At 68.4% G+C, this 21,311-nt stretch carries 25 protein-coding genes; 16 read left to right on the top strand and 9 right to left on the bottom strand.

Annotated features, from left to right (window positions below; genetic code table 11):
- Position 1: 1 nt before the first annotated feature.
- Both NJQ98_RS03820 and NJQ98_RS03815 read right to left on the bottom strand, forming a co-directional pair.
- The gene (locus NJQ98_RS03820; protein ID WP_262175847.1) at positions 2–391 is read right to left on the bottom strand and encodes a nascent polypeptide-associated complex protein; all 390 of its coding nucleotides are present in this window, start codon (positions 389–391) and stop codon (positions 2–4) included.
- Positions 392–438: 47 nt separating this feature from the next.
- Positions 439–1,032, bottom strand: a complete 594-nt coding sequence (locus NJQ98_RS03815) for a DUF7509 family protein (RefSeq protein ID WP_262175846.1) — start codon at positions 1,030–1,032, stop codon at positions 439–441.
- Between the two features lie 98 nt (positions 1,033–1,130).
- Between NJQ98_RS03815 and NJQ98_RS03810 the strand changes: the two genes are divergently transcribed.
- Positions 1,131–1,523: an ArsR/SmtB family transcription factor gene (locus NJQ98_RS03810; RefSeq protein WP_262175845.1), complete on the top strand. Its 393-nt coding sequence runs from the start codon at positions 1,131–1,133 to the stop codon at positions 1,521–1,523.
- A gap of 73 nt (positions 1,524–1,596) precedes the next feature.
- Here the strand turns inward: NJQ98_RS03810 and NJQ98_RS03805 are convergent, their stop codons facing one another.
- The gene (locus tag NJQ98_RS03805) at positions 1,597–2,064 is read right to left on the bottom strand and encodes a PUA domain-containing protein (protein ID WP_262175843.1); all 468 of its coding nucleotides are present in this window, start codon (positions 2,062–2,064) and stop codon (positions 1,597–1,599) included.
- A 147-nt stretch (positions 2,065–2,211) separates the two neighbouring features.
- Between NJQ98_RS03805 and NJQ98_RS03800 the strand changes: the two genes are divergently transcribed.
- A complete protein-coding gene (locus NJQ98_RS03800; RefSeq protein ID WP_262175841.1) occupies positions 2,212–2,406 on the top strand; it encodes a hypothetical protein in 195 nt (64 codons plus the stop codon).
- Between the two features lie 20 nt (positions 2,407–2,426).
- Here the strand turns inward: NJQ98_RS03800 and NJQ98_RS03795 are convergent, their stop codons facing one another.
- Positions 2,427–2,924 carry a LabA-like NYN domain-containing protein gene (locus tag NJQ98_RS03795; RefSeq protein ID WP_262175839.1) on the bottom strand — a complete coding sequence of 166 codons (498 nt, stop codon included), beginning with the start codon at positions 2,922–2,924 and terminating at the stop codon, positions 2,427–2,429.
- Between the two features lie 264 nt (positions 2,925–3,188).
- Between NJQ98_RS03795 and dapA the strand changes: the two genes are divergently transcribed.
- The 3 genes from dapA (at position 3,189) to NJQ98_RS03780 (ending at position 6,016) form a co-directional block, all read left to right on the top strand.
- Entirely contained in the window at positions 3,189–4,115 is a 927-nt protein-coding gene (gene dapA, locus NJQ98_RS03790) for a 4-hydroxy-tetrahydrodipicolinate synthase (RefSeq protein ID WP_262175837.1), read from the top strand.
- Positions 4,112–4,864, top strand: a complete 753-nt coding sequence (gene dapB, locus NJQ98_RS03785; protein ID WP_262175836.1) for a 4-hydroxy-tetrahydrodipicolinate reductase — start codon at positions 4,112–4,114, stop codon at positions 4,862–4,864. Before dapA ends, dapB begins: the two co-directional genes overlap by 4 nt.
- A gap of 312 nt (positions 4,865–5,176) precedes the next feature.
- Positions 5,177–6,016: a 2,3,4,5-tetrahydropyridine-2,6-dicarboxylate N-succinyltransferase gene (locus tag NJQ98_RS03780; protein ID WP_262175835.1), complete on the top strand. Its 840-nt coding sequence runs from the start codon at positions 5,177–5,179 to the stop codon at positions 6,014–6,016.
- A gap of 78 nt (positions 6,017–6,094) precedes the next feature.
- Here NJQ98_RS03780 and NJQ98_RS03775 read toward each other — a convergent pair whose 3' ends face one another.
- On the bottom strand, positions 6,095–7,444 hold the full coding sequence (locus tag NJQ98_RS03775) for a protein kinase family protein (protein WP_262175834.1): 1,350 nt from the start codon (positions 7,442–7,444) through the stop codon (positions 6,095–6,097).
- A 135-nt stretch (positions 7,445–7,579) separates the two neighbouring features.
- Between NJQ98_RS03775 and lysA the strand changes: the two genes are divergently transcribed.
- Both lysA and NJQ98_RS03765 read left to right on the top strand, forming a co-directional pair.
- Entirely contained in the window at positions 7,580–8,815 is a 1,236-nt protein-coding gene (lysA, locus tag NJQ98_RS03770; RefSeq protein WP_262175833.1) for a diaminopimelate decarboxylase, read from the top strand.
- Positions 8,812–9,966: a M20 family metallopeptidase gene (locus NJQ98_RS03765; protein WP_262175831.1), complete on the top strand. Its 1,155-nt coding sequence runs from the start codon at positions 8,812–8,814 to the stop codon at positions 9,964–9,966. Before lysA ends, NJQ98_RS03765 begins: the two co-directional genes overlap by 4 nt.
- Here the strand turns inward: NJQ98_RS03765 and NJQ98_RS03760 are convergent.
- Positions 9,958–10,578 carry a phosphoribosyltransferase gene (locus tag NJQ98_RS03760; RefSeq protein WP_262175830.1) on the bottom strand — a complete coding sequence of 207 codons (621 nt, stop codon included), beginning with the start codon at positions 10,576–10,578 and terminating at the stop codon, positions 9,958–9,960. The genes NJQ98_RS03765 and NJQ98_RS03760 overlap by 9 nt on opposite strands.
- A gap of 136 nt (positions 10,579–10,714) precedes the next feature.
- Here NJQ98_RS03760 and NJQ98_RS03755 point away from each other — a divergent pair, with 136 nt between their 5' ends.
- Positions 10,715–10,939, top strand: coding sequence for a HalOD1 output domain-containing protein (locus NJQ98_RS03755; protein ID WP_262175829.1), 225 nt, complete (start codon positions 10,715–10,717; stop codon positions 10,937–10,939).
- A 13-nt stretch (positions 10,940–10,952) separates the two neighbouring features.
- On the opposite strand, the gene purB is transcribed toward NJQ98_RS03755, so the two are convergent.
- A complete protein-coding gene (purB, locus tag NJQ98_RS03750) occupies positions 10,953–12,344 on the bottom strand; it encodes an adenylosuccinate lyase (RefSeq protein WP_262175827.1) in 1,392 nt (463 codons plus the stop codon).
- 42 nt (positions 12,345–12,386) lie between these two features.
- The gene (locus NJQ98_RS03745) at positions 12,387–12,746 is read right to left on the bottom strand and encodes a DsrE family protein (RefSeq protein WP_262175825.1); all 360 of its coding nucleotides are present in this window, start codon (positions 12,744–12,746) and stop codon (positions 12,387–12,389) included.
- Positions 12,747–12,902: 156 nt separating this feature from the next.
- Between NJQ98_RS03745 and purH the strand changes: the two genes are divergently transcribed.
- From purH to folP, 8 genes are all read left to right on the top strand, one after another.
- Entirely contained in the window at positions 12,903–14,483 is a 1,581-nt protein-coding gene (gene purH / locus NJQ98_RS03740) for a bifunctional phosphoribosylaminoimidazolecarboxamide formyltransferase/IMP cyclohydrolase (protein WP_262175824.1), read from the top strand.
- Positions 14,484–14,696: 213 nt separating this feature from the next.
- Positions 14,697–15,272, top strand: coding sequence for an HdeD family acid-resistance protein (locus NJQ98_RS03735; protein ID WP_262175822.1), 576 nt, complete (start codon positions 14,697–14,699; stop codon positions 15,270–15,272).
- Between the two features lie 218 nt (positions 15,273–15,490).
- Positions 15,491–16,759 carry a metallophosphoesterase gene (locus NJQ98_RS03730; protein ID WP_262175821.1) on the top strand — a complete coding sequence of 423 codons (1,269 nt, stop codon included), beginning with the start codon at positions 15,491–15,493 and terminating at the stop codon, positions 16,757–16,759.
- Positions 16,760–16,838: 79 nt separating this feature from the next.
- Positions 16,839–16,976 (top strand): hypothetical protein, encoded by a 138-nt coding sequence (locus NJQ98_RS03725; RefSeq protein WP_262175819.1) that lies wholly within the window; start codon positions 16,839–16,841, stop codon positions 16,974–16,976.
- Positions 16,977–17,015: 39 nt separating this feature from the next.
- The gene (locus NJQ98_RS03720; RefSeq protein WP_262175818.1) at positions 17,016–17,537 is read left to right on the top strand and encodes a YmfQ family protein; all 522 of its coding nucleotides are present in this window, start codon (positions 17,016–17,018) and stop codon (positions 17,535–17,537) included.
- Positions 17,538–17,583: 46 nt separating this feature from the next.
- Positions 17,584–18,294, top strand: coding sequence for a hypothetical protein (locus NJQ98_RS03715; protein ID WP_262175816.1), 711 nt, complete (start codon positions 17,584–17,586; stop codon positions 18,292–18,294).
- 42 nt (positions 18,295–18,336) lie between these two features.
- A complete protein-coding gene (locus NJQ98_RS03710; protein WP_262175814.1) occupies positions 18,337–18,573 on the top strand; it encodes a hypothetical protein in 237 nt (78 codons plus the stop codon).
- A 93-nt stretch (positions 18,574–18,666) separates the two neighbouring features.
- Positions 18,667–21,123: a dihydropteroate synthase gene (folP, locus tag NJQ98_RS03705; protein ID WP_262175812.1), complete on the top strand. Its 2,457-nt coding sequence runs from the start codon at positions 18,667–18,669 to the stop codon at positions 21,121–21,123.
- On the opposite strand, the gene NJQ98_RS03700 is transcribed toward folP, so the two are convergent.
- Positions 21,116–21,289 (bottom strand): hypothetical protein, encoded by a 174-nt coding sequence (locus NJQ98_RS03700; protein ID WP_262175811.1) that lies wholly within the window; start codon positions 21,287–21,289, stop codon positions 21,116–21,118. The two genes, folP and NJQ98_RS03700, sit on opposite strands and share 8 nt — an antisense overlap.
- Between the last annotated feature and the right edge of the window lie 22 nt (positions 21,290–21,311).

The raw sequence follows: 21,311 nt of genomic DNA, 5'->3' as shown, positions 1-21,311 counted from the left end.
GCTACTCCAGTTCGTCGACCGCGTCCGCCAGGTCGCCGTCGTTTGCAACCAGGGCCTCGCGGGCGGTGTCCTCGTCGACACCGGTCCGCATCGCGACGAGCTCGACGTCGTCCTCGTCGACCCCGCTGTCCGCGTCCGAGTCGCCCGAGGACTCGGCCTCGACAGCCGGTGTGCCATCGCCGCGCTCGCGGCTCTCCGGGTCGCCGACGACCTGGTAGGTCTTCTGGCCCTGGGCCTCCATGAGCTGGACCTCCGCGTCCGTGAAGACGAGCTCCTCGTCGGGGGTCCGGATAATCACTTCCTCGGCATCGATATCCTCCATATCGATACCCATCTGTTCCATCATCTGTTTCATCTTGCGCGGGTTCATCCCGCCGCCTCCGCCGAACATGTCCGAGGGTCCGCGTTCTGGAATAAAAAGCCCACCGACCCGTCGGCTCACTCGGTGGTCTTCCTGGGGAGGTCGCCGTACAGCTCGCGGTTCATCAGGTCGGCGACGAACTGCCTGATTTCGTCCAGCAGTTCGGTCTCGTCCCCGTAGCTGACGACGCGAGCGTCCCAGCGCTGACTAATCGCCCGTATCATCGCACTGGAGACGGCATCCTCGTGGGCGAACATGACCCGCTCGCGGCCCTCGTCGTCCAGCTCCTCCAGTACCGACCCCACTTCCATCCCGACCCCCAGCTTGTCACCCATCGCGGGGACGACAAAGAGCGTCGCGTTGCTCGCGCGGGCGAAGGCGATGCTCTGGCTCGCGGCGTCCATCTCGTCGAGGGGTATCCCGGGGTCTACCGCGAGGAAGGCGTTGACGCCGGGGTCGGTTCGCAGCGACCCCTGTATCGAGCGCAGCGTCCCCATCATCGCGTCGAGGTCGTCCCCGTCGGCCGACGCCGCGGGGAGCGAGACGTCGGCGGGGTCGACGCCGTCGGGCACGAGGTCGGCCACGTCGAACGTGGTGTACGGCCCCATCAGGTAGACGAGGAAATCGCCGTAGGGAACGGACCCGAGCGAGGACTTGATGCGGGTGCGCATACCGGCACCACACCCGGAAAGTATATAAAACACGGCGATACTCAGCATCGGCTGACTCAGCAACTGTTATGCCGCGTGGCGGACTAGGTACGACTACAATGGGGACCAGCACGCACGACGAGAAGACCGGACCCGCGGAGCCGTCGGACCTCCTCCCGGAGCGGAGCGTCCTCACCTTCGAGGAGTACATGGCGATGCAGCGGGCCGTCGGCAACGAGACCCGGTTTCGGGTCCTCTACCGGCTCAAGCGCGACGGGTCGATGAGCGCAAAGGAGCTACGGGAGGCGCTTGACCTGCCCGGGAACACGCTCCACCACCACCTCGATACGCTGGTCGACGTGGGCCTCGTCGAGAACCGCAAGCGCAACGAGCCGACGAGCGAGGGGCTGTACTCGTACTACCGAGCGACGGCGCTCGGTGAGGCGCTGCTCGACCACGGCGTCGAGGAACTGCTCCGGCGCGAGCAGACGTTCGCGGACGCCTACGCGTAGCCGCTTTCGGTCACCGACACGCCGTCGTCCCGGCCCTCGTGGTACGACGGCCCCGCCCGTCACACAGCGGCGCTCAGCTATCGGCGCCCTGCCGAACTTTCACGGCCATCCCGGTCTCGAAGTCGGCCATCCCCTCGCCGGGCAGCTCCGCGCGCCCGACCGCGAGCAGGTCGCCGTCCTCGTGGACGACGAGCGTCTCGTCGCCGGGCCGGATGTCCGGGTCCGCCCGTTGCACGAACTTCGCGAAGGCGTTGCGGCCCTCGCGGACGAACGGCTCGCTCTCGTCGCCCACGACGACGCGGTGGGCGGGAGCGGCGAACGAGTCCAGCAGGCGACGACCGCCGGCCAGCCCGAGGACGAACCGCCCGTCGGTGGCGTAGGTGGCGACGCGGCCGTCGTCGGCGTGGACCTGGCGGGGCCGTCCCGAACTGGTGTGGGTGATTTCGACGGCGGACTCGGTCGGGAACAGCGCCGCGCCGGCGCCGCGGCCGAACTGGTAGTCGGCCCCCCGACGGAGGCCGCGGAACTCGCTGTCGCTCATTGCCTGTCGTGGCGGCCGTGTGGATAACCCGTTTTCGGTCCCGGGGCGGGCACAGAGCCCCCGAACCTCGGTGTGTGTCACTTCCGAACGCACTGGTGGCCGCGTTTGGGGAAATTTATACCCGATGCTCCGTTAGAATCACGCACAATGGCTACAGACAAGCGGAAAGTGTATGCGGGCGTCGCGTTGCTGGTCGTCAGCTCGGTGCTGATTCTCGCGTCGGGCCCGTTCGATATCGGCATCTCGACGACCATCGCCGGCGTCATGGGCGGCGCCGCGGCGCTGGGGCTCGCCGCCGGCGCGTTGCTGGTCGGCACCTCCGGGGACGGTCGGGCGGTCTGAACGCAGGGCAGTCTATCCGGCTACAGCAGGTATTTGTCGGGGTCGCTACTGAGGTCGACGAAGCCGTCGACGGCGGACTTGAGGTCCTCCGAGGAGGACTCCTCGAATCCCATCGCCTCGATTCGACACCCCTCGTGACGGACGTACCGACAGACGCGGGCGAAGTCGCCGTCGCCGGTACAGAGGACGATGGCGTCGTTGTGTTTCGCCAGCGTGACCGCGTCGAGGCTCATCCCCACGTCCCAGTCGGCCTTCTGGGAGCCGTCCTGGAACGTCTTGATGTCCTTGATGCGGGTCTCGAAGCCGATGTCGGTCAGCGCCTCGAAGAAGGTCTCCTCCTCCGGTGAGTCGGCGCGGATAACGTAGGCGATAGCGCGGGTGAGTTCGCGGCCGTCGACGGCCGCATCGAGCAGTTCCGAGTAGTCGATGTTGCGCGAGTAGAGACTCCGGGCCGTGTGATAGAGATTCTGGGCGTCGGCCAGAATGGCCACGCGTTGTCCCGAATGTGAGACAGTCATACGCTGATTTGTCACCCGAGCGCGGATAGGTTTTCGGGCTTGGCGGGAGCAAAAAGGATAAGTCGCTCACGGACGGCGCTATTGGTATGCGACGGCGCTGGCTCCCGGACCGGGCGGTATCCAGTGGCGACGGCGTCGTCCCCAAACGCAAGCGCAAGCCATAGCTTCTGACTCGCGGCGGGCGTGGCACACCCGTCGCGGGTCGTCTTTCTGACGGTGGACAATCGGACGACTAATCCCACAGCGACACCACACCACTCAGCAATGACAGCAATCGACTTCCACGGCGTCTACCCCGCGATGTGTACGCCGTTCCACGACGACGACGAGCGCAGTATCGACTTCGAGACACTCCGCGAAGACGCCCGGCGGCTCGAAGCCGCCGGCGTCGACGGGCTCGTTCCGGCCGGCTCCACCGGCGAGTCGGCGACGATGACCCACGACGAACACATCGAGGTCGTCGAGGCGGTCATCGACGCCGTCGACGACGTCCCCGTCATCGCCGGCACCGGCTCCAACAACACCCGCGAGGCCCTCTCGCTCTCCCGGCGGGCCGCCGACGCCGGCGCGGACGCGCTGCTTCTCATCTCGCCGTACTACAACAAGCCCGAACAGCGCGGGCTGGTAGAGCACTTCCGGACCATCGCCGACGCCGTCGACTGCCCGCAGATCGTCTACAACGTCCCCTCGCGGACGGGCCAGAACATCGAGCCCGACACCGCCGTCGAACTGGCGAGTCACGAGAACATCCAGGCGTACAAGGCCGCGAGCGGCGACATGAACCAGATTTCGGAGATAATCGAGCGCACGCGCGACGAGGAGTTCGCGATGCTGTCGGGCGACGACGGGATGACCGTCCCGATGATCTCGATCGGGGGGGCGGGCTGTATCTCCGTCGCGGCGAACGTCGAGCCCGAGCGGACCTGTGCGATGATCGGCGCGGCGCTGGCCGAGGACTACGAGCGAGCGCGGGCCATCCATCACGAACTGGGGCCGCTCTTCCGTCAGCTGTTCGTCGAGACCAACCCCATCCCGGTCAAGGAAGCCATGCGGATTCGCGGGTACGGCCCGGCCCGCCTGCGCTCGCCGCTCTCGCGGCTCGATGACGAGTACCTCGACGACCTGCGTGACGTGCTGGCCACCCTCGAAACGGAGGACTTAGAGGACGCCTACGCGGAGATAGAGCGATGACACGGGTCGCTGTCAACGGCGCCGCGGGCCGGATGGGGCGGACAGTCATCGAGACGGCGGCCGGCCGCGACGGCGTGACGGCGGTCGTCGGCTTCGGGACGGAACCGGACGAGATAGCCGGCGTCCCGGTCGTTGCCGAGGGGATTGCCGATGTGTTGACCGAACACGAGGTCGACGTGGTCGTCGACTTCGCCGTCCCCGAGGCGACGCTGGCGCTGGCCGAGGCCTGCGTCGAGACCGGCGTCGGCCTCGTCGTCGGGACCACGGGGTTCGACGAGGGCGGCCTGGCCGCGCTTGACGGCGCCAGCGACTCGATTCCGCTGTTGAAGGCGACGAACTTCTCGCGGGGCATCCAGGTGCTCCAGCGCACGGTTCGGGAGGCCGTCCGCGCGCTGGACGACTACGACCTCGAACTCATGGAGAGCCACCACAACGGGAAAGTCGACGCGCCCTCCGGCACGGCGAAGAGCCTGTTGAACGTGGTTCAGGAAGAGCGCGACGTCGAGCCGGTCTACGGCCGCGAGGGCCACGCGCCCCGGAAGGACGACGAAATCGGCGTCTTCGCCCGCCGGGCGGGCGACATCCGCGGCGAACACGAGCTCATCCTCGCGGGCAACGACGAGGTGCTGTCGCTCTCCCATCACGCGGAGGACCGGGCCGTCTTCGCCGCCGGGGCCCTCGACGCCGCGGCGTGGCTCGCGGACCGCGAGGCCGGCCGGTACGACTTCGGCGAAGTCGTCGACGCCTGAGAATCGTATTACTCACCTTATATGAAATTCTGTATTTAACGGATACCCTTATGCCGGTCGCGCCGAAACCGTGGTATATGGTAACACTGCAACAAAGGCCCGCATCCAGATGCCCGCACTGCGCGGGCGAGTTCGAACCGACACCGACAGCCACCCACTGCGGCGACTGTGGCTACATACGAAGCGACGACTGACTGTCCCCGCTGTATCGACTCACAACGAGCCGACTGTTCCCCGTTGACCGACCCCGCGTAGCGTCCGCTCCGGACGGAATCCAGTGTCGCTATACGTTCGGAGCGGGTACGCCGGCGTATGCCCGGACAAGACCTGCAGCACAACATCGAGGACCTCTGGACAGCGTACGAACAGGGCACCACCGTCGAGGACGTCGAGCCGGCACAGCTCGACACGCTCGACGAGTTCCTCGCCGCCCTGGAGACTGGCGAGGTGCGGGCCGCCGAGAAGGTCGACGGCGAGTGGGAGGCAAACGAGTGGGTGAAACAGGGCATCCTGCTGAACTTCTCTTTCCGGAAGACCCGCGAACGCGAACACGGCGGCGTCACTTACCACGACGTGCTCCCGCTGCGTGACACCGCCGACCTCGGGGACCGAGGGACCCGCAACACGCCCGACGGGACGACCATCCGCCGCGGTGCCTACCTGGGCGAGGACTGCATCATGATGTCGCCCTCCTTCGTCAATATCGGCGCCCACGTCGGCGACGGCACGCTCATCGACTCCTGTGACACGGTCGGCTCCTGTGCCCAGATCGGCGAGAACGTCAAGCTCGGCGCGAACACGCTCATCGGCGGCGTCCTCGAACCGGTCGAGAGCGCCCCGGTCATCGTCGAGGACGACGTCGCCCTGGGTGCGGGCTGTCGGGTCACGAGCGGCTTCGTCGTCGGCGAGGGCTCCATCGTCGGCGAGAACACGCTGCTGACGCCGCGCATCCCCGTCTACGACCTCGTCGAGGAGGAAGTCATCTACGGCGAACTGCCGCCCGAGCGACGGGCCTTCCAGCGGTTCGTCGACTCCTCCGTCGGCGACCACGACCTCATCCCCGGCGGCGCCTACAAGCCCGCCGTGGTGGCGACTGACGTCGAAGAGGAGACGCTCGAAGCGACGGAGCGGGAAGACGCGCTGCGGGACTAGCGAGGCGTTGAGCGGAGCGAAACGCCTCGATAACGCACAGCGGTGACCGCAGGGAACCGCGAGCGGTGAGATTCCTCGCTACACCGCTTCCACTAGCGCCCGATAGAACGCCCCGGCGGAGTCGAATCGCTCGTCGGGGTCGGCCGCGAGCGCCCGGGCGAGATGGGGTTTGACCCGCGAGGAGACGCCCTGTATCGGCCGCGGAATCGCCCCGGGGTCGGGCGACGGCGACTCCGGCGGGCGCTGCTCACAGCAGAGCCAGAAGGCGAGCGCGCCGAGCTGGTAGACGTCGGTCGTCGCGGTCAGGCGTCCCCCGCGCTGTTCGGGCGCGAGGAACGGGCCGTCGTGGGCGAGCCCGACCGCCTCGCGGACGGCCCACTCGATGCCCCAGTTGGCGACCGTCGCCCGCCGGTCGCCGTCCGCTTCCAGCAGGTGGACGTTCGCCGGGACGAGCCCGCAGAGCGGCGTCGACTGCCCGCCCACGGCGGCGGTCGCGTCGGCGATGTCGCCGAGCACCTCCACCCGGGAGCGGGCCGGCAGCTCCGTACCGATGCCGGCGAGCGAGTGGGCGCCGACGCGGTAGGCGACCCAGGAGGCCGGGTCGGTACCGGACTCGTGTACCGTGGCGACGTTGGGCGCGCCGTCGGCCGCCTGCCAGCGTTCGAACGGCTCGGCGAAGGCCTCGGGGACGCCCTCGTCGGTCGCGTACTTCCGCGAGACGGTGAGTATCTGAGCCTCGGTGCCGCCGTGCCACGGCGTCGAGTAGCGGTGGACGGCGCCGTCGGTGTCGGTGAACTCCACCTGGGTCACGTCGGGGACTGAGGCCCCGAGCTGGCCGGGACTGGCCGGACCGACCGTTCCCACGTCCGAGGGACCGGCCGGCTCGTCGGACGGGGTCGTCCGGGGTTCGGGCTCGGGTTCGTCCGGCTCATCGGGCTCGGCGACAGCGTCGGGGTCGAACCGCACGCCCGAGCGGGTAATGTCGTTGCGGAGAAACCGGTGGTCGCGCTCCTCGTACTCCTCGCCGCGGCCGTCGTAGGCCCGGAGGTGCTTGAAATCGTAGAGGCGCTGGAGCTTCTTGGCGCGGTCGGTGGCCGCCTCGCGCTCCGGCGCGACGGTCATCGCACAGGTCCCGGCCTCGGGGACGACGGCCCAGCCGTCGACCAGCTCGTCGCGCCTGACCGTGAGTATCTCGAACAGCGGGTTCCAGTAGAGCCCGCCGACGCTGCGCGGGGAGTCCCAGCGGACGAGACACGGGTGGCGGTCGGCCTCCATCTTCGATTTCGCGTAGCGCATGGCCGAGAGCTGGGAGTCGTGAGTGGCGTGGGTCTCGCCCGTTCGCGACCCCTTGCGGTAGTCCTCGACAATCCAGAGGCTCCCCTGCTTGATTATCTCCAGCGGCGGCCGTCGTGGAACCTCCTGTTGCATGATACTTCCTGGTGTCCGTCGGTCTCGTTAGAGAGTCGACTGTTGGAGCAAAAATAGGTTTGGGTGCGGACAGCGGCCGGAGACGGCAACCCCGGAGCGCAACCCTTGTTACCGGGCGAGGCCGTGTGTCAAGCAATGAGTCAGGACTCGCCGCCGGTCCGCCGCCTCGCGGACTGGGACCACGACCGTCTCGGTCGGCTCGCGGCAGACCACGGAACGCCGCTGTACGTCGTCGACCTCGACCGCGTCGCCGAGAACTACGAGCGGTTCGCGTCAGCCTTCCCCGACGCCCACGTGATGTACGCCGCGAAGGCCCACACCGGCCACGCCGTCCTCTCGAAACTTCTGGAGACCGGCGCGGACATCGAGTGTGCCGCCGCGGGCGAACTACAGCGGGCCATCGAGGCCGGCGCGGACCCGAACACGCTCCAGTACACCGCGGTGAACCCGCCGGACGCGGACCTCGACTACGCGGTCGAACTGGCCGCGGAGAACCCCGGCCTCACTATCACCGGCGGCGCCCGCGACACCTTCGACCGCCTCGAAGAGCGCGGCTACGACGGCCGCGTCGCAATCCGCATCAACCCCGGTATCGGCACCGGTCACCACGAGAAGGTGGCGACGGGCAAGGACGCCAAGTTCGGCATCCCCTACGAGCAGGTGCCAGAGGTCGCCGCGGACGTGGCCGACCGGTTCGACCTCGTCGGCATCCACGCCCACGCCGGCAGCGGCGTCCTCCACGACGACCTGGACGACCACTGCCGCGCCATCGGGAAGGTCGCCGACATGGGCCGACGGGTCGAACGCGAGGTCACGCCGCTTTCGTTCGTCGACTTCGGCGGCGGCTTCGGCGTGCCCTACCGCGAGGACGAGGAACCGCTTGACATGCAGGTCGTCGGCGAGAAAGTGCGCGACGCGGTCGGCGACCTCGACGCCCAAATCAAGCTCGAACCGGGTCGCTACGTCGTCGCCGACGCCGAGCTCATCCTCACGGCGGTCAACACCGTCAAGGAGGCGCCCGCCGCGACCGTCGTCGGCGTCGACGCCTCGCTGGCGACGCTCATCCGGCCGGCGATGTTCGGGTCGTACCACCCGATTCGGAACGTTTCGGCGCCCAAGCGGGAGGCGGAACCCGTCTCTGTCGGCGGCCCGTGCTGTACCAGCGCCGACGTGTTCTGTACCGACCGACCCATCGCCCGCCCGGAGCGGACGGACCTGCTCGCCATCGGCAACGCCGGCGCCTACGGCTACGAGCTCGCGAACCAGTTCCACTCCCAGCCCCGGCCCGCGGAGGTCGCCATCGAGGGCGGCGAGACGCGGGTCGTCCGGGAGCGCGAGACGCTCGCGGACGTGACCCGGATGGAGCGATGAGCGTCGGCTTCGACCTCGAAGGGTTCCACCGGGAGGCCGTCGAGACCGACTCGACCGAGGACGTGGGCCCGATGCGTGACCTGCTCGTGGCGACGCTGGACCGCGCCGGCGCCGACCCGACCGTCGACGAGCTGGGTAACGTCGTCGCGACGGCGGGCGCGGCCGACCCCGACGCCGCGGCCGCCGCAGACGGGACCTACCTCGTCTTGAACACCCACATCGACACCGTGCCGCCCCATCTCCCCTACGAGCGCCGGGAGGAGCCGCCCGGGGACGAGCGCGTCGACGGGACGGGGGGCGGTCTCACCGGCGACGTCGTCTGTGGCCGCGGGGCCTGCGACGCCAAGGGGCCACTCGCTGCGCTCGTCGAGGCCTTCCTCACCGTCGAGCCCGCCGACGGGGCGGTGACGCTGGCCGTCTCAATCGACGAGGAGACGACCCAGACGGGGGGCGCACACCTCGCCGAGACGCTCGATGCGGACGGTTACATCGTCGGCGAGCCCACGGGGCTGGACGTCTGTACCGCGGCGAAGGGCCAGTTCGAGGGCACCGTCACCATCCACGGCGAGAGCGGTCACGCGGCGGACCCCGAGAGTGGGGCCAACGCAATCCGGGCGGCCGCACCGGTTCTGCAAGCCATCGAAAGCTACGACGAGACGGAAGGCCCGGCGACCCACGACACGCTGGGTCGCCCCATCCTGACGCCGTCGATGGTCGAGGGCGGCGAGGCGACAAACCAGATACCCGCCGAGTGTACCATCACGTTCGACCGGCGCTCGGTGCCCCCGGAGACCAGCGACGAGTTCCCCGCGGCGCTGGAGGCCCACCTCTCGGAGTGGCTCCCCGACTCGATGTCGCTTGACGTGGCGCTTATCCGACCGGACACCCCGTTTCCCGACGCCTTCGCCACGGACCCCGAGGCCGACCTCGTCACGACGTTGCGTGAGGCCAGCGGCGGGACCGTCCGGCCGTTCGAGGCCGCGACGGAGGCCTCCTACTTCGCCGAGCACGGTCCGACAGTCGTCTTCGGCCCCGGAGTGCTGTCCGACGATGTCGGCTCCGTCGCCCACTCCAAGCGGGAGTACGTCCGTCTCTCCGAGGTCCGGGCGGCCGCCCGCGCGGTCCGCGAGACCGTCGAGCGTCTAGTCTAGGAGCGCCATCGCTTCCTCGTCGGTCACCTGCGAGAAGTCCCGGAAGAACTGCCCGACGGCCCTGAACGACCGGGGCCGCTCCAGCACCACGAGGTCGTCGACCCGCGGCTCCAGTTCGTCGGCGGTCCGGGGCGAGCCGACCGGGACCGCGGCGGCGACGCTTTCGGCGCCGGCCGCTCGGACCCGCTCGACGCAGGCGAACATCGTCGCGCCCGTGGCGAGCCCGTCGTCGACGAGACAGACGCGCTTGCCGTCGAGGGAAAGGGGCGGGCGGCCCTCGCGGTAGCGGTCGAACTTCTCCCGGGCGGCCCGCCGTTCGCGGTCGGTCTCGTCGTCCAGATACCCCGCCGGCAGGTCGAGCTTCCCGACCAGCGAGTCGTTGTACCAGACCGTCCCGTCGTCGGCGACGGCGGCGACCGCCAGCTCGGGGTTGTCGGGCGCGCCGACCTTGCTCGCGACCACCACGTCCAGGGGCACGTCGAGCGCGTCCGCCACGGGGCGGGCGACGGGAAGCCCGCCGCGCGGGATACCGAGGACGACATCGACAGCGAACGCCGACTGACGGACCTCCGCGGCCAGCTGTTCACCGGCGTCCGTGCGGTCCGTGAACATATCTGATGCTAGGGACGAGTCGGACTTAATCCCCGCGGCCGCCCGTCCGGCTGGCCGGACTGGAGCAGCGAACCCCTCCGGCGGGAGTGAGCGGGACGGCCATCAAGTATTCAAACGTGACAGTCCACCTTTTACCATGGCAGACGAAGGCACAGTGACACATGCGGTCGTCTCGGCGGTGGCTCGCGCCGAGGGCGTCGACCCGACGGACGTCGAGCCGCCGCTGTCCGAGTCCGTCGACACAGAGGCATTAGAGCGGCTCTTCCGTGACACCCGAGGCCACGTCACCTTCGAGTACAAGGAGTACGTGGTGACGGTCAGCAGCGACGGCGACGTCGCGCTCGAACCCCTGGTCACGTGACCGCCGCGCCCGGCTACGCCCCGTCGGCGCCCGCCGCCAGATCGGCCGCGAGTCCGGTGTAGCCCGCCGGCGTCAGCGCCTCTAGCTCCGCTCGCACGTCCTCGCTGACGTCGAGGTCGGCAAACAGCTCCCGGAAGTCCTCGATGGTCACCGCCTTGCCCCGTGTCGCCTTCTTCACCTGCTCGTAGGCGTCGTCGTGACCCTCGCGGCGGAGGATAGTCTGGACCGCCTCCCCGATGATCTCGGGCGTCCCGTCAAGCTCCTCGCGCATGACCTGCTCGTTCGGCACGACCTTCGCCAGCCCGTTCTGACACTTGCCGTAGGCGATAAGGGAGTACGCGAAGGCGGCGCCGATGTTGCGCTTGACCGTCGAGTCCGAGAGGTCCCGCTGGAGGCGGGAGTTGGTGACGTAATCGCCCAGGAAGACGAGGTCCGAGTTCGCTTTCGAGAGGTTCCCCTCGCTGTTCTCGAAGTCTATCGGGTTGACCTTGTGGGGCATCGTCGAGGAGCCGGTCTCGCCCTCGACGGACTGCTGTCCGAGATAGCGGTCGGAGACGTAGAGCCACATGTCCCGGTCCATGTCCAGCAGGACGTTGTTGGCACCCCGAACCGCGTCGAAGAGCGCGGCGAGGTCGTCACAGGGGTTGACCTGCGTGGTCAGCGGCTCGTGGGCCAGGCCCAGCGAGTCGACGAAGTCGCTGGCGACGGCGGGCCAGTCCACGTCCGGGTAGGCGGCGTGGTGAGCCGCGTAGGTGCCCGACGCGCCGGCGAGTTTCCCCGAGAGGTCGTCCGCGGCCCGCTCGATGCGGGTGACGGCCCGCCCGAGCCGCGAGGCGTAGACGGCCATCTCCTTGCCGAAGGTGGTGGGGGTCGCGGGCTGGCCGTGGGTCCGGGCGAGCATCGGCAGGTCAGCGTACTCGTGGGCCATCTCGACGAGCGTGTCGCGGATGTCGCGGAGTTCCGGGACGAGTACGTCCTCGGCGGCGGGCTTGACCAGCAGCCGGTGAGCGAGGTTGTTCACGTCCTCGCTGGTCAGCCCGAAGTGAATCCAGTGGTCGGCGTCGAGCCCCTCGGGCATGCCGAGGCGGATGAAGTACTCGATGGCCTTGACGTCGTGGTTCGTGGCCGAATACTCGCCGTACCCCTCGGTCTCTAACTGCTTGACGATGGTCGCGTCTTCGTCGTCGAACGCCTCGTAAAGCGCGCGGAGATCGGCTCGCTGGCCGTCGGATATCGACAGCGGCGTGGCTTCGAGGTCGGCCAGCGCGATGAGATACTCCACCTCGACCTCGACGCGGGCGCGCATGAGCGCCCGCTCGCTGGCGTACGGGACGAGCGGTTCGGTGTAACGGGTGTAGCGCCCGTCGAGGGGCGAAACGGCTGCGAGGGGGCCTCTGTCGGTCATACCGGACTCTCCGCCGGAGACTCGAAAAAGCGTGTCGACTCGCTACGGGAGCTTCAGATACGTGTCGCCCCGCTGCTGGACCCGGACGACCTCGGCGACGCCGGACTGCACCGTCGTCACGCCCGTCGCGAGGTCCTGTGCGGCGTGGCCGAACCGGTCCAGCGAGTTCGTACAGGCGGAGATTTCGACCCCGGACTTGGCCATCCGCGTCACTTCGGCGGCCTCGGGGCTGGTCTCGAGGAGAAAGCGGACCCCGGGGCCGTTGACGACGACCTCCATCAGCTCCGGGGGCGTCTCGATGGAGTCGTCGTTGACGAGGTTCACGAGGTTCCGCAGGGCCATCCGCCAGTCGCCGATGTCGTCGCTGGAGATGTGTACCAGAATCGAACAGTGACTACCCATGCCAGTCAGTGCGCACGGACCGAAATAAACCCCCGGCCGCCAGGCGGGGCAAGCGGCCGTACTCGGCCTGAGCCGACTGTCCGGTGGGACAGCAGGCCCCGAGTGCGACCTACGCGTTCCGCAACTACTTTGCGCGCCGGCCGCCCGGAGGTAGGTATGAAACTCGCCGGTATGGCCAGCAACCGTGGGCGGAACCTCTTGAACATCGCGGACCGCGCGCCGGGCGGCGCCGAGTTCGCCGTCGTCCTGACGAACGACGCCGACGCGCCCGTTCTGGAGGCCGCAGCGGAGCGTGGCATCCCGACCGAAGTCGTCGAACGCGGCGAGGACGAATCGCGCGAGGCCCATGAGGAGCGGGTGCTCGACGCGCTCGCGGACTACGACTTCGACCTCGTGACCCTCGATGGCTACATGCGCGTCCTGAGCGAGACCTTCCTCGACGGGGCGCCAACGACACTGAACGTACACCCGTCGCTGCTCCCGAACTTCCCGGGGATGGACACCCACGAGCAGGTGCTGGAGGCGGGCGTCAAGGTGACGGGCTGTACCGTCCACGTCGTCGACGAGACGGTCGACGGCGGCCCAATCGTCACCCAGGAACCCATCCCCGTCGTCGAGGGCGACGAGGTCGACGACCTGAAAGAGCGCGTCCTCTACGAGGGCGAGTTCACGGCCTACCCCAGAGTCGTCAAGTGGTTCGCCGAGGACCGCGTCGACGTGGACTGGGACGCCGGCACCGTCGCCGTCGAGGGCGACGACGGCGGCGAGTTCCCGGCTCGCCGGCTGGTCTCGGACGACCGCGCCGCGGCCCTCCGGTACGGGGAGAACCCCCACCAGGACGCCGCGCTGTACGCCGACACCACCGTCTCGGAGGCCAGCGTCGTCCACGCCGACCAGTTAAACGAGGGCGCGAAGGCCCTGTCGTACAACAACTACAACGACGCCGACGGGGCCCTGAATCTCATCAAGGAGTTCGACGAGCCGGCCGCCGCCGTCATCAAACACACGAACCCCGCCGGCTGTGCGACCGGAGACTCCGTGGCCGAGGCCTACGGGAAGGCGCTCTCGACGGACCCGATGAGCGCGTTCGGCGGTATCGTCGCCCTCAACCGGGAGTGTGACACCGCCACCGCCGAGCAGATTATCGACTCGTTCAAGGAGGTCGTCGTCGCGCCGGGCTACACCGACGCCGCCTTGGACGTCCTCTTCGAGAAGGAGAACCTGCGCGTGCTGGACGTCAACGACAACTTCGAGGTGACGGACACCCTGACCGAGAAGCCCCTCGTCGGGGGGCGACTCGTCCAGGAACGCGACACCCAGCATCTCACCCCCGAGGACCTCGAAGTGGTCACCGAGCGCCAGCCCACCGACGAGCAGATCGAGTCGATGCTCTTTGCCTGGCACACGCTCAAACACGTCAAGTCGAACGGCATCCTCTTCGCGAAAGGCACCGAGACCGTGGGCATCGGCATGGGACAGGTCTCGCGGGTCGACGCCGTCCGGCTGGCCGCGATGAAGGCAGACGAACACGCCGAAGGCAAGGACGCCGAGGGCGCCGTGATGGCCTCCGACGCGTTCTTCCCGTTCCCGGACGGCATCGAGGAGGCCGCGGAAGCCGGCATCGAAGCCGTCATCCAGCCCGGCGGGTCGAAAAACGACGAGAGCGTCATCGAGGCCGCAGACGAACACGGCATGACGATGGTCATGACCGGCCAGCGGTCGTTCAGACACGACTGAAAGGAGTGTCTGAAGCACGTCAGAGCTTGCTCTGACCGTGGTTCCCGCACGATTAGTGCCGGCCTGCAGATTCGTTTCGGCCGCAGTGGTGCTCAGATGGACACAAGCGGACAGTACCGGCCGCCAGGTTAGTTGTGGGCTGGTACCATTCAACACACAAGACGAGACTACGCTTTTCGTGTCAGGACCCCCACACTATGGGTAGTGGTCTCAATGGCGACAGACTCATCATCCACCGAATCGATGCAGGAACAGTTACAACGAGGGGGCGTCGTAGGCGGTATCCTCCTGGCACTGCTCGGGCTGCTGGCGCTGTTTACGCCATTTATCACCGGGCTCGCGCTTTCGGTGTTGCTCGGTGCGGCTCTGGTCGTCGGCGCACTCGTCCACGTCGCCGCCGCGTTCTCGGCGGGCACTGTGTCGAACGCCGTCTGGCAGGTCGCACTCGGCATCATCTACGGGATTGTCGGTATCTCGATACTTGCCAACCCCGTGCTCGGGCTGACGACGCTGACCGTCCTGGTCATCGCGTTCTTCGCGGTCGAGGGCGTGGTCCAGCTCGTCTGGGCAATCACCGGTCAGGGAAGCGCCCTCTGGCTCGCCGCCAGTGGCGCCGTCTCGCTGCTGCTTGCGGGAATGCTGTTGGTCGGCTTCCCGGCCTCGGCGCTGTGGGCCGTCGGTGTCCTCTTCGGCATCAACCTGCTGGTCACGGGCGTCTCGATGGCGATGCACGGCCGGGCCGAGCAGGCGGCCACCGGTGCCGAGACGCCTGCGGAGACGATGGGCTAGTCCTCCCCGTTTTTATCCTGCCGTCGGCGCCTGTCAGACCTGGAACCGGCCAGTTAGTAACGCCCAAAGCGAGAGCGCGGCGTCTGCGGTGGCCCGGCACCTCAGCGGTCGGCTGTCGGGCCACATCGGCGGCACAGACACGGTACAGAGTTGGAACCGTTCCGATAAGTACGCCTATTGCCGAGAGCCGGGACGTTCCAGACCCAACGGACAGCTCGATGACGACGTACTACTTCATCAGCGACCTGCACATCGGCGGCGACGAGCAGTTGCGTGAGGTCCAGTTCGAGGCGGAGCTCATCGGCTTTCTCGAACGGCTAGAAGCGACCGACGAGGACGCCGAACTCATCATCAACGGCGACACCTTCGGCCTCTGGGAGTTCACGGAACTTGAGGGGATGGCGAAGTTCGACGCGCTACTGGAGCGCTACCCGGAGCTGTTCGAGCAGTTCCGAGCGACCGGCAAAGAGATACAGATAACTGTCATCCCGGGGAACCACGACTACGAGCTGGCGGCCTACGACGACTACGTAGACCGGCTGGCCGAGTGGAACGTCGCGCTCGAACAGAACATCGCCATCACCCGGTCTGTCGGCGACCGCGACATCTGGATCGAACACGGCATGCAGGAAGACAGGAACAATCGAATTCCGGACTACGGGAACCCCTACGCGAACCCGCTTGGCTACTTCGTCAACCGTCACTTCACGAGCAAAGCCGGCCAGCTGTCAGGGCGCGGCCGGTACAACTGGCTCAAGGACATCCAGTCGGTGACGCCGATGGAACGGATTCCCGAGTGGCTCGTCTCCAACTACTTCTATCGGGAGATGAACCCGCTCTTGCGCTATGCCTCGCTCCCGTTCTTGCTCATGTTCAACGTGAGTATCGGCTACCTGTTGCTGGTGTTGCTCGACCTGACCGGACTCTGGTCGACACCGCTCGAGGCCGTCCACAGCGCCATCGTGGGCCTCGGCGTCGTCGGCTCCATCCTCGATGCGGTCATCGCGGTCAACCTCACGGTCGTCACGCTGCTGGTCCTCGTCTCGATTCCGCTGTACGTCTACGTCCGCGACGTGCGAACGACGCTCACTCGGTTCGGCCTGTTCGGGGAGCCGGCGGAGCGAGACCCCTACGTCGAACGCGCTCGGTCGGTGTTCGCGGCCAACCCGGACGTGGCCGCGTTCGTCTACGGCCACACCCATCGGGTCTCACTGCGCCGTATCGACGGCCGGGCGCTCGTCAACACGGGGACGTGGCTCAAGCGGTTCACACCCGCGGCCACCTGGGTCGGCATCCTGCCGCCGGTGTTTCACCCATCGTTCAGACTGAGCTACTTCCGTATCACCGCGTCGGAAGACGGCGTCGTCATCCAGTACGACGAGGTGGCGAAAGCGAATCCGACGGAGCTATCGGCGCTGGAGCGACTGCTCTCGAAACGGCCCGACCGAACGGCCGAGATTCCCGACGAGACCGTCATCGAGCGGTGACCGCCGGCGTCGTGTGTTCACCTCGCCGTCCACCGCAGTATCTCGAAAACATCACGTCAATAGAGCTACCTTTTTTGGCATGGATGATTCCGCTCGCGGAGAACGCCGTCGACCGCCCGATAACCACTCGGAGAGCGGGGAAATCACGGCCCGCCCCCGCAAGCTGGTCGCCGGGGACGACCGGGCCTACGTCCCCAAGAGGGAGGACCGCGAGTGATGTCCAAAGTCATTTGCGGTGACATCCGCTAGAGCCGCTGTGACCTGGCTCGCCGAGAACCGCCACTGGCTGCTGTTTGCCGGGACGGTCCTGTCCGGGCTCTCGACCGTCGGCGTCGCCGTTATCGGCGTCCTCGCGACGGCCTCCGTGTTGGTGACCGGTGGGTCCCTGCTGCTGACGGTCGGCGCCTTCTTGCTCGCTACCTTGCTGTGTGGCGGGCTGACGCTTATCTTTGCCACCGGGCTCCTCTCGACGCTCGCCAGCCGCGCCTCGCTACCCTCGGTGCCCCGGAACCGACGCGCCGCGAGCGTCCTGTCCGGCCTGGAAGCCGCCGTCCCCCCGCTCCGGCGGCTCGGGCTGGCCGACCGCCTCGAACCGACGGTCGAGGACCGGCGGGCACGGCTCACGGAACGGTACGTCGACGGCGAGCTCTCCGAGCGGGAGTTCGAGGCGCGGCTCGACTCGCTGCTCGACGAGCGGGGAAACCGACAGACGGCGCGCGGCGAACCGGACGCGGCCGCAACGCCCGACCGCGAGGTCGAGCGCGAGCGGGAACGCTGAACGGACAGCCTGCGGGTTTTTGTTTCGCCCGTGCGTCACGACAGGTATGAGCAAGTTCACACTCTACCGGGCCGATGTCGACTCGCCGCGGGTCGCGCGCGTGCTCGGCGCGGTCCCGGGCGTGGCGGTCGGGGCCGACGAGGGGGCCAAAGCGGACGACGAACCTGGGCCGCCGACGGCACCGGGCGGGAGCGACGAGGACGAGGGGCTCCGGGACAGAATCCCGTCCCCCGGGACCGACATCGTCGGCGAGGGGGACGCCTCGGTCGTGAAGACGTACGGGCTGCTCGGGCTGGGCGTCTCGATGGTCGCACTCGGTATCGCCACGGTCGGTATCTGGGTGTATCGCCGGCGGAGCGGCGACGAGTCGGAGACGCCGCCGCCGGCGGAGGTTGACACCGACGAGACGGCACCGACTGCGACGCCCGCGCCGTCGACCAGCGGGCCGGAGTCGCGGGTGGCCGACACGGACCCCGACCCGGCGACGCCCTCGCCGTCGATAGCCCAACCGGACGAGAAAGCGGAGCCACGCGGCCGAGCCGAAGGCGACCGAACAGACGTGGAGTGGGAGACCAGAGACGCGGAACCGGCGAGCGAGCCAGAGACCACAGACGAGCCGGCGATACAGGAGTCGGCGGAGACGAGCGACGGCGCGCGGCCGGCCGAGTCGGTCGACGCCGCGCCGCTGCTGGGGCTCGCTTTCCTCGCCGCGAGCGGCGCCGTCGTGCAGTGGCTCCAGACCGGCGACGAGGCCTGAAGACCCCCCAACACTATTAGCGGTCAGCCGTCACGACGGTGTATGAGCCGGAGTTTTCAAGCAGTTACCCGCCGCGCGCTGCTCGCTTCGCTCGGGGCGGCCGGAATCACAGCGCTTGCGGGCTGTAACGCCGACAGCCCGCCGACGGCGTCGGAGGCCGAAACACCGGTTTCCTCAGCGACGCCCTCACCGCAGTCGGCGGCGACGCCGGAATCGATGGGGCTCCCGCCGGGAACGAGTGCGAGTGGTCGTTCACCGTGCTGTCCCTCGGCGACGTGACCGTGAGCGAACCGGACTGGGTCCGGTCGGGCTGAGCGGGTCGCGCAGTCGACGGTCCGACAGCCTAAAGCGGGCGGCTACGGAACTGCGCGCATGGAGTTCCACGAGGCCGCGAACTTCCTCTTCGAGTTGCGCCGGTTCGACTCCCGGGCCGGCACCGACGCCACGCAGGCGCTGCTTTCGGAACTGGGGGACCCACAGACGGGACCCAGCTGTGTGCAGATAGCCGGCTCCAACGGCAAGGGGTCGACCGCCCGGATGGTCGAGCGGACGCTCCGGGAGGCCGGGCTCGACGTCGGCCTCTACACCTCGCCACACCTCGACGACGTCCGCGAGCGCATCCAGGTCAACGGCCGGAAGGTCCCGGAGGCCGCCGTCGTCGAGTTCGTCGAGGCCGCTCACGAGTACATCACGGACGAGGGAGCCGTCGGCGAGTCCCCGACCTTCTTCGAGACGCTGACCGCCTTCGCCTTCTGGGAGTTCGACCGTCGGGACGTCGACGTCGCCGTCCTGGAGGTCGGCATCGGCGGGAAGTACGACGCCACCAGCGTCGTCGACCCCGTCGCCAGCGCGGTGACCAGCGTCACGCTGGAACACACGCATATCCTCGGCGACACGGTCGAGGAGATAGCCACCGACAAGGCCCACGTCGCGCCCGCCGACCGGCCGCTGGTGACCGGCGCGACGGGCGACGCGCTCGCCGCGGTGCGCGAGCAGGCCGGCGACGTCGTCACCGTCGGCGACGGGAGCGACGGCGACCCCGACGTACGGGTCGGCTACGGCGGCCGCGAGGGGCTGGAGGCGGCCGTCGACATCGAGGGCCACGACTGGGCCGTCGACACCCGCCTCCCGCTGCTTGGCGACCACCAGGCCCACAACGCGGGCATCGCGGCGACGCTGGCCCGACAGGTCGCCGACGCGCTCGGGACCGACGTCTCCCGGGCCGACATCGAACGCGGCCTGCGAAACGCCCACTGGCCGGGCCGCTTCGAGGTGATGGGCGAGTCGCCGCTCACCGTCCTCGACGGCGCGCACAACCCCGGCGGGCTCGAACGGACGATGGCGACGCTCGACTCGTTCGACTACGACGACCTCCACGTCGTCCTGGGCGCGATGGTCGACAAGGACCACTCGGCCATCGCGGCCGAACTGCGCGGGGCCGACCACGTAATCGCCTGCCGGCCCAATGTCGACCGGGCGGAGGCGCCCGACGTACTGGCCGAGGCGCTGGACGAGGCGACCGACGCCGAGGTCCAGACCCGCTCCGACGTTGCCGGTGCGCTGGGGATGGCACTGGACGCCGCCGAGCCGGACGACGCCGTCCTCGTGACCGGGTCGCTCTACGCCGTCCGCGAGGCCCGCACCCGCTGGTCGCGGTCGATGGTACCCAAGGCGGTCGACTCGATTTCCGAGGCGAAGGCGACCATCGAGGGCGCCCACGTCACCGAAGCCGGCGCGTGGCGGATGCGCGGGAAGGCCGTCCACCGGGTCCTCCAGACCCGCGTCCAGCCCCGTCAGGCGAGCTATCTCAAGGAGGAGCTGCTGTCGCTTGGCGGCGAGTGTGCCGTCTCCGGCCTGAACGACCAGGACGAGGAGCGCGTCGACTGTGTGTTGATGGGGACGATGGCACAGTTCAAACGGCTCGCAAAGAAGCTCGACGGCCAACCGTACGGCCTCTCGACCTTCTCCGACGAGCTCCGCGAGGCCCTGGACATCCAGCAGCCGCCAACCGAGGCCGACTACCCCTGGAGCGACGGCACCGCGGTGATGGGTATCCTCAACGTCACGCCCGACTCGTTCCACGACGGCGGGGAGTACGACGCCGCCGAGGACGCCGTGGCCCGCGCCAGGGAGATGGTCGAAGACGGCGCGGACATCCTCGACATCGGCGGCGAGTCGACCAGACCGGGGGCCGACCCCGTCCCGGTCGGGACGGAAATCGACCGCGTGGTTCCGGTCATCGAGGCCCTCTCGGACGTGGACGTGGCCATCTCAGTCGACACGCGGAAGGCCGAGGTGGCACGCGCGGCTCTCGACGCGGGCGCGGACATCCTCAACGACGTGTCGGGCCTGGAGGACCCGGAGATGCGGCTGGTCGCCGCCGAGTACGACGTGCCCGTCGTCGTGATGCACTCCATCAACACGCCCGTCGACCCCGACAGCGACATCCACTACGACGACGTGGTGGAAGACGTCATCGACGAGCTGACCGAGCGGGTCCTGCTGGCCGAGAAAGCGGGGCTGGACCGCGAGCAGATTCTCGTCGACCCCGGCATCGGCTTCGGGAAATCGCCCGCGGAGAGCTTCGAGCTGCTCGACCGAATCGAGGAGTTCCGGGCGCTTGGCTGTCCGATTCTGGTCGGCCACTCGCATAAGTCCCTGTTCGGCCTCGTCGGCGAACAGCCCGGTGACTGCCTCGAAGCGACGGTCGCGGGGACGGCAATCGCCACGGAGCGGGGCGCCGACGTGGTACGGGTCCACGACGTGGCCGAGAACGCGGCCGCGGTCAGGGTGGCTCAGGCGGCCGACAACCCCGACCGGTTCAGCTGACCCCGACGACGCGGTCACAGCCGACGCAGTGGCGCAGGACGACGGTCCCCGTCAGTTCGATGCCGTCGTCGCGGACTGCGAGCCGGTGGACGCGGCGACCGGTCGCGAGGTCGTCGCCGACGCGTAGCTGCAGGCCACAGTCGGGGCAGGTCATCGCGGAGTCCATACTGTAAGTAGGCGGGTGGCAG

Source organism: Haloarcula laminariae, assembly GCF_025457605.1.
Lineage (GTDB): Archaea > Halobacteriota > Halobacteria > Halobacteriales > Haloarculaceae > Haloarcula > Haloarcula laminariae.
The sequence above is the reverse complement of the archived record's forward strand: the minus strand, read 5'-3'. Positions and strand labels throughout refer to the sequence as shown.

Coding starts and splice junctions, on each gene's coding strand:
- NJQ98_RS03820 (WP_262175847.1), bottom strand. CDS start 391: ATGTTCGGCGGAGGCGGCGGGATGAACCCGCGCAAGATGAAACAGATG.
- NJQ98_RS03815 (WP_262175846.1), bottom strand. CDS start 1,032: ATGCGCACCCGCATCAAGTCCTCGCTCGGGTCCGTTCCCTACGGCGAT.
- NJQ98_RS03810 (WP_262175845.1), top strand. CDS start 1,131: ATGGGGACCAGCACGCACGACGAGAAGACCGGACCCGCGGAGCCGTCG.
- NJQ98_RS03805 (WP_262175843.1), bottom strand. CDS start 2,064: ATGAGCGACAGCGAGTTCCGCGGCCTCCGTCGGGGGGCCGACTACCAG.
- NJQ98_RS03800 (WP_262175841.1), top strand. CDS start 2,212: ATGGCTACAGACAAGCGGAAAGTGTATGCGGGCGTCGCGTTGCTGGTC.
- NJQ98_RS03795 (WP_262175839.1), bottom strand. CDS start 2,924: ATGACTGTCTCACATTCGGGACAACGCGTGGCCATTCTGGCCGACGCC.
- dapA (WP_262175837.1), top strand. CDS start 3,189: ATGACAGCAATCGACTTCCACGGCGTCTACCCCGCGATGTGTACGCCG.
- dapB (WP_262175836.1), top strand. CDS start 4,112: ATGACACGGGTCGCTGTCAACGGCGCCGCGGGCCGGATGGGGCGGACA.
- NJQ98_RS03780 (WP_262175835.1), top strand. CDS start 5,177: ATGCCCGGACAAGACCTGCAGCACAACATCGAGGACCTCTGGACAGCG.
- NJQ98_RS03775 (WP_262175834.1), bottom strand. CDS start 7,444: ATGCAACAGGAGGTTCCACGACGGCCGCCGCTGGAGATAATCAAGCAG.
- lysA (WP_262175833.1), top strand. CDS start 7,580: ATGAGTCAGGACTCGCCGCCGGTCCGCCGCCTCGCGGACTGGGACCAC.
- NJQ98_RS03765 (WP_262175831.1), top strand. CDS start 8,812: ATGAGCGTCGGCTTCGACCTCGAAGGGTTCCACCGGGAGGCCGTCGAG.
- NJQ98_RS03760 (WP_262175830.1), bottom strand. CDS start 10,578: ATGTTCACGGACCGCACGGACGCCGGTGAACAGCTGGCCGCGGAGGTC.
- NJQ98_RS03755 (WP_262175829.1), top strand. CDS start 10,715: ATGGCAGACGAAGGCACAGTGACACATGCGGTCGTCTCGGCGGTGGCT.
- purB (WP_262175827.1), bottom strand. CDS start 12,344: ATGACCGACAGAGGCCCCCTCGCAGCCGTTTCGCCCCTCGACGGGCGC.
- NJQ98_RS03745 (WP_262175825.1), bottom strand. CDS start 12,746: ATGGGTAGTCACTGTTCGATTCTGGTACACATCTCCAGCGACGACATC.
- purH (WP_262175824.1), top strand. CDS start 12,903: ATGAAACTCGCCGGTATGGCCAGCAACCGTGGGCGGAACCTCTTGAAC.
- NJQ98_RS03735 (WP_262175822.1), top strand. CDS start 14,697: ATGGCGACAGACTCATCATCCACCGAATCGATGCAGGAACAGTTACAA.
- NJQ98_RS03730 (WP_262175821.1), top strand. CDS start 15,491: ATGACGACGTACTACTTCATCAGCGACCTGCACATCGGCGGCGACGAG.
- NJQ98_RS03725 (WP_262175819.1), top strand. CDS start 16,839: ATGGATGATTCCGCTCGCGGAGAACGCCGTCGACCGCCCGATAACCAC.
- NJQ98_RS03715 (WP_262175816.1), top strand. CDS start 17,584: ATGAGCAAGTTCACACTCTACCGGGCCGATGTCGACTCGCCGCGGGTC.
- NJQ98_RS03710 (WP_262175814.1), top strand. CDS start 18,337: ATGAGCCGGAGTTTTCAAGCAGTTACCCGCCGCGCGCTGCTCGCTTCG.
- folP (WP_262175812.1), top strand. CDS start 18,667: ATGGAGTTCCACGAGGCCGCGAACTTCCTCTTCGAGTTGCGCCGGTTC.
- NJQ98_RS03700 (WP_262175811.1), bottom strand. CDS start 21,289: ATGGACTCCGCGATGACCTGCCCCGACTGTGGCCTGCAGCTACGCGTC.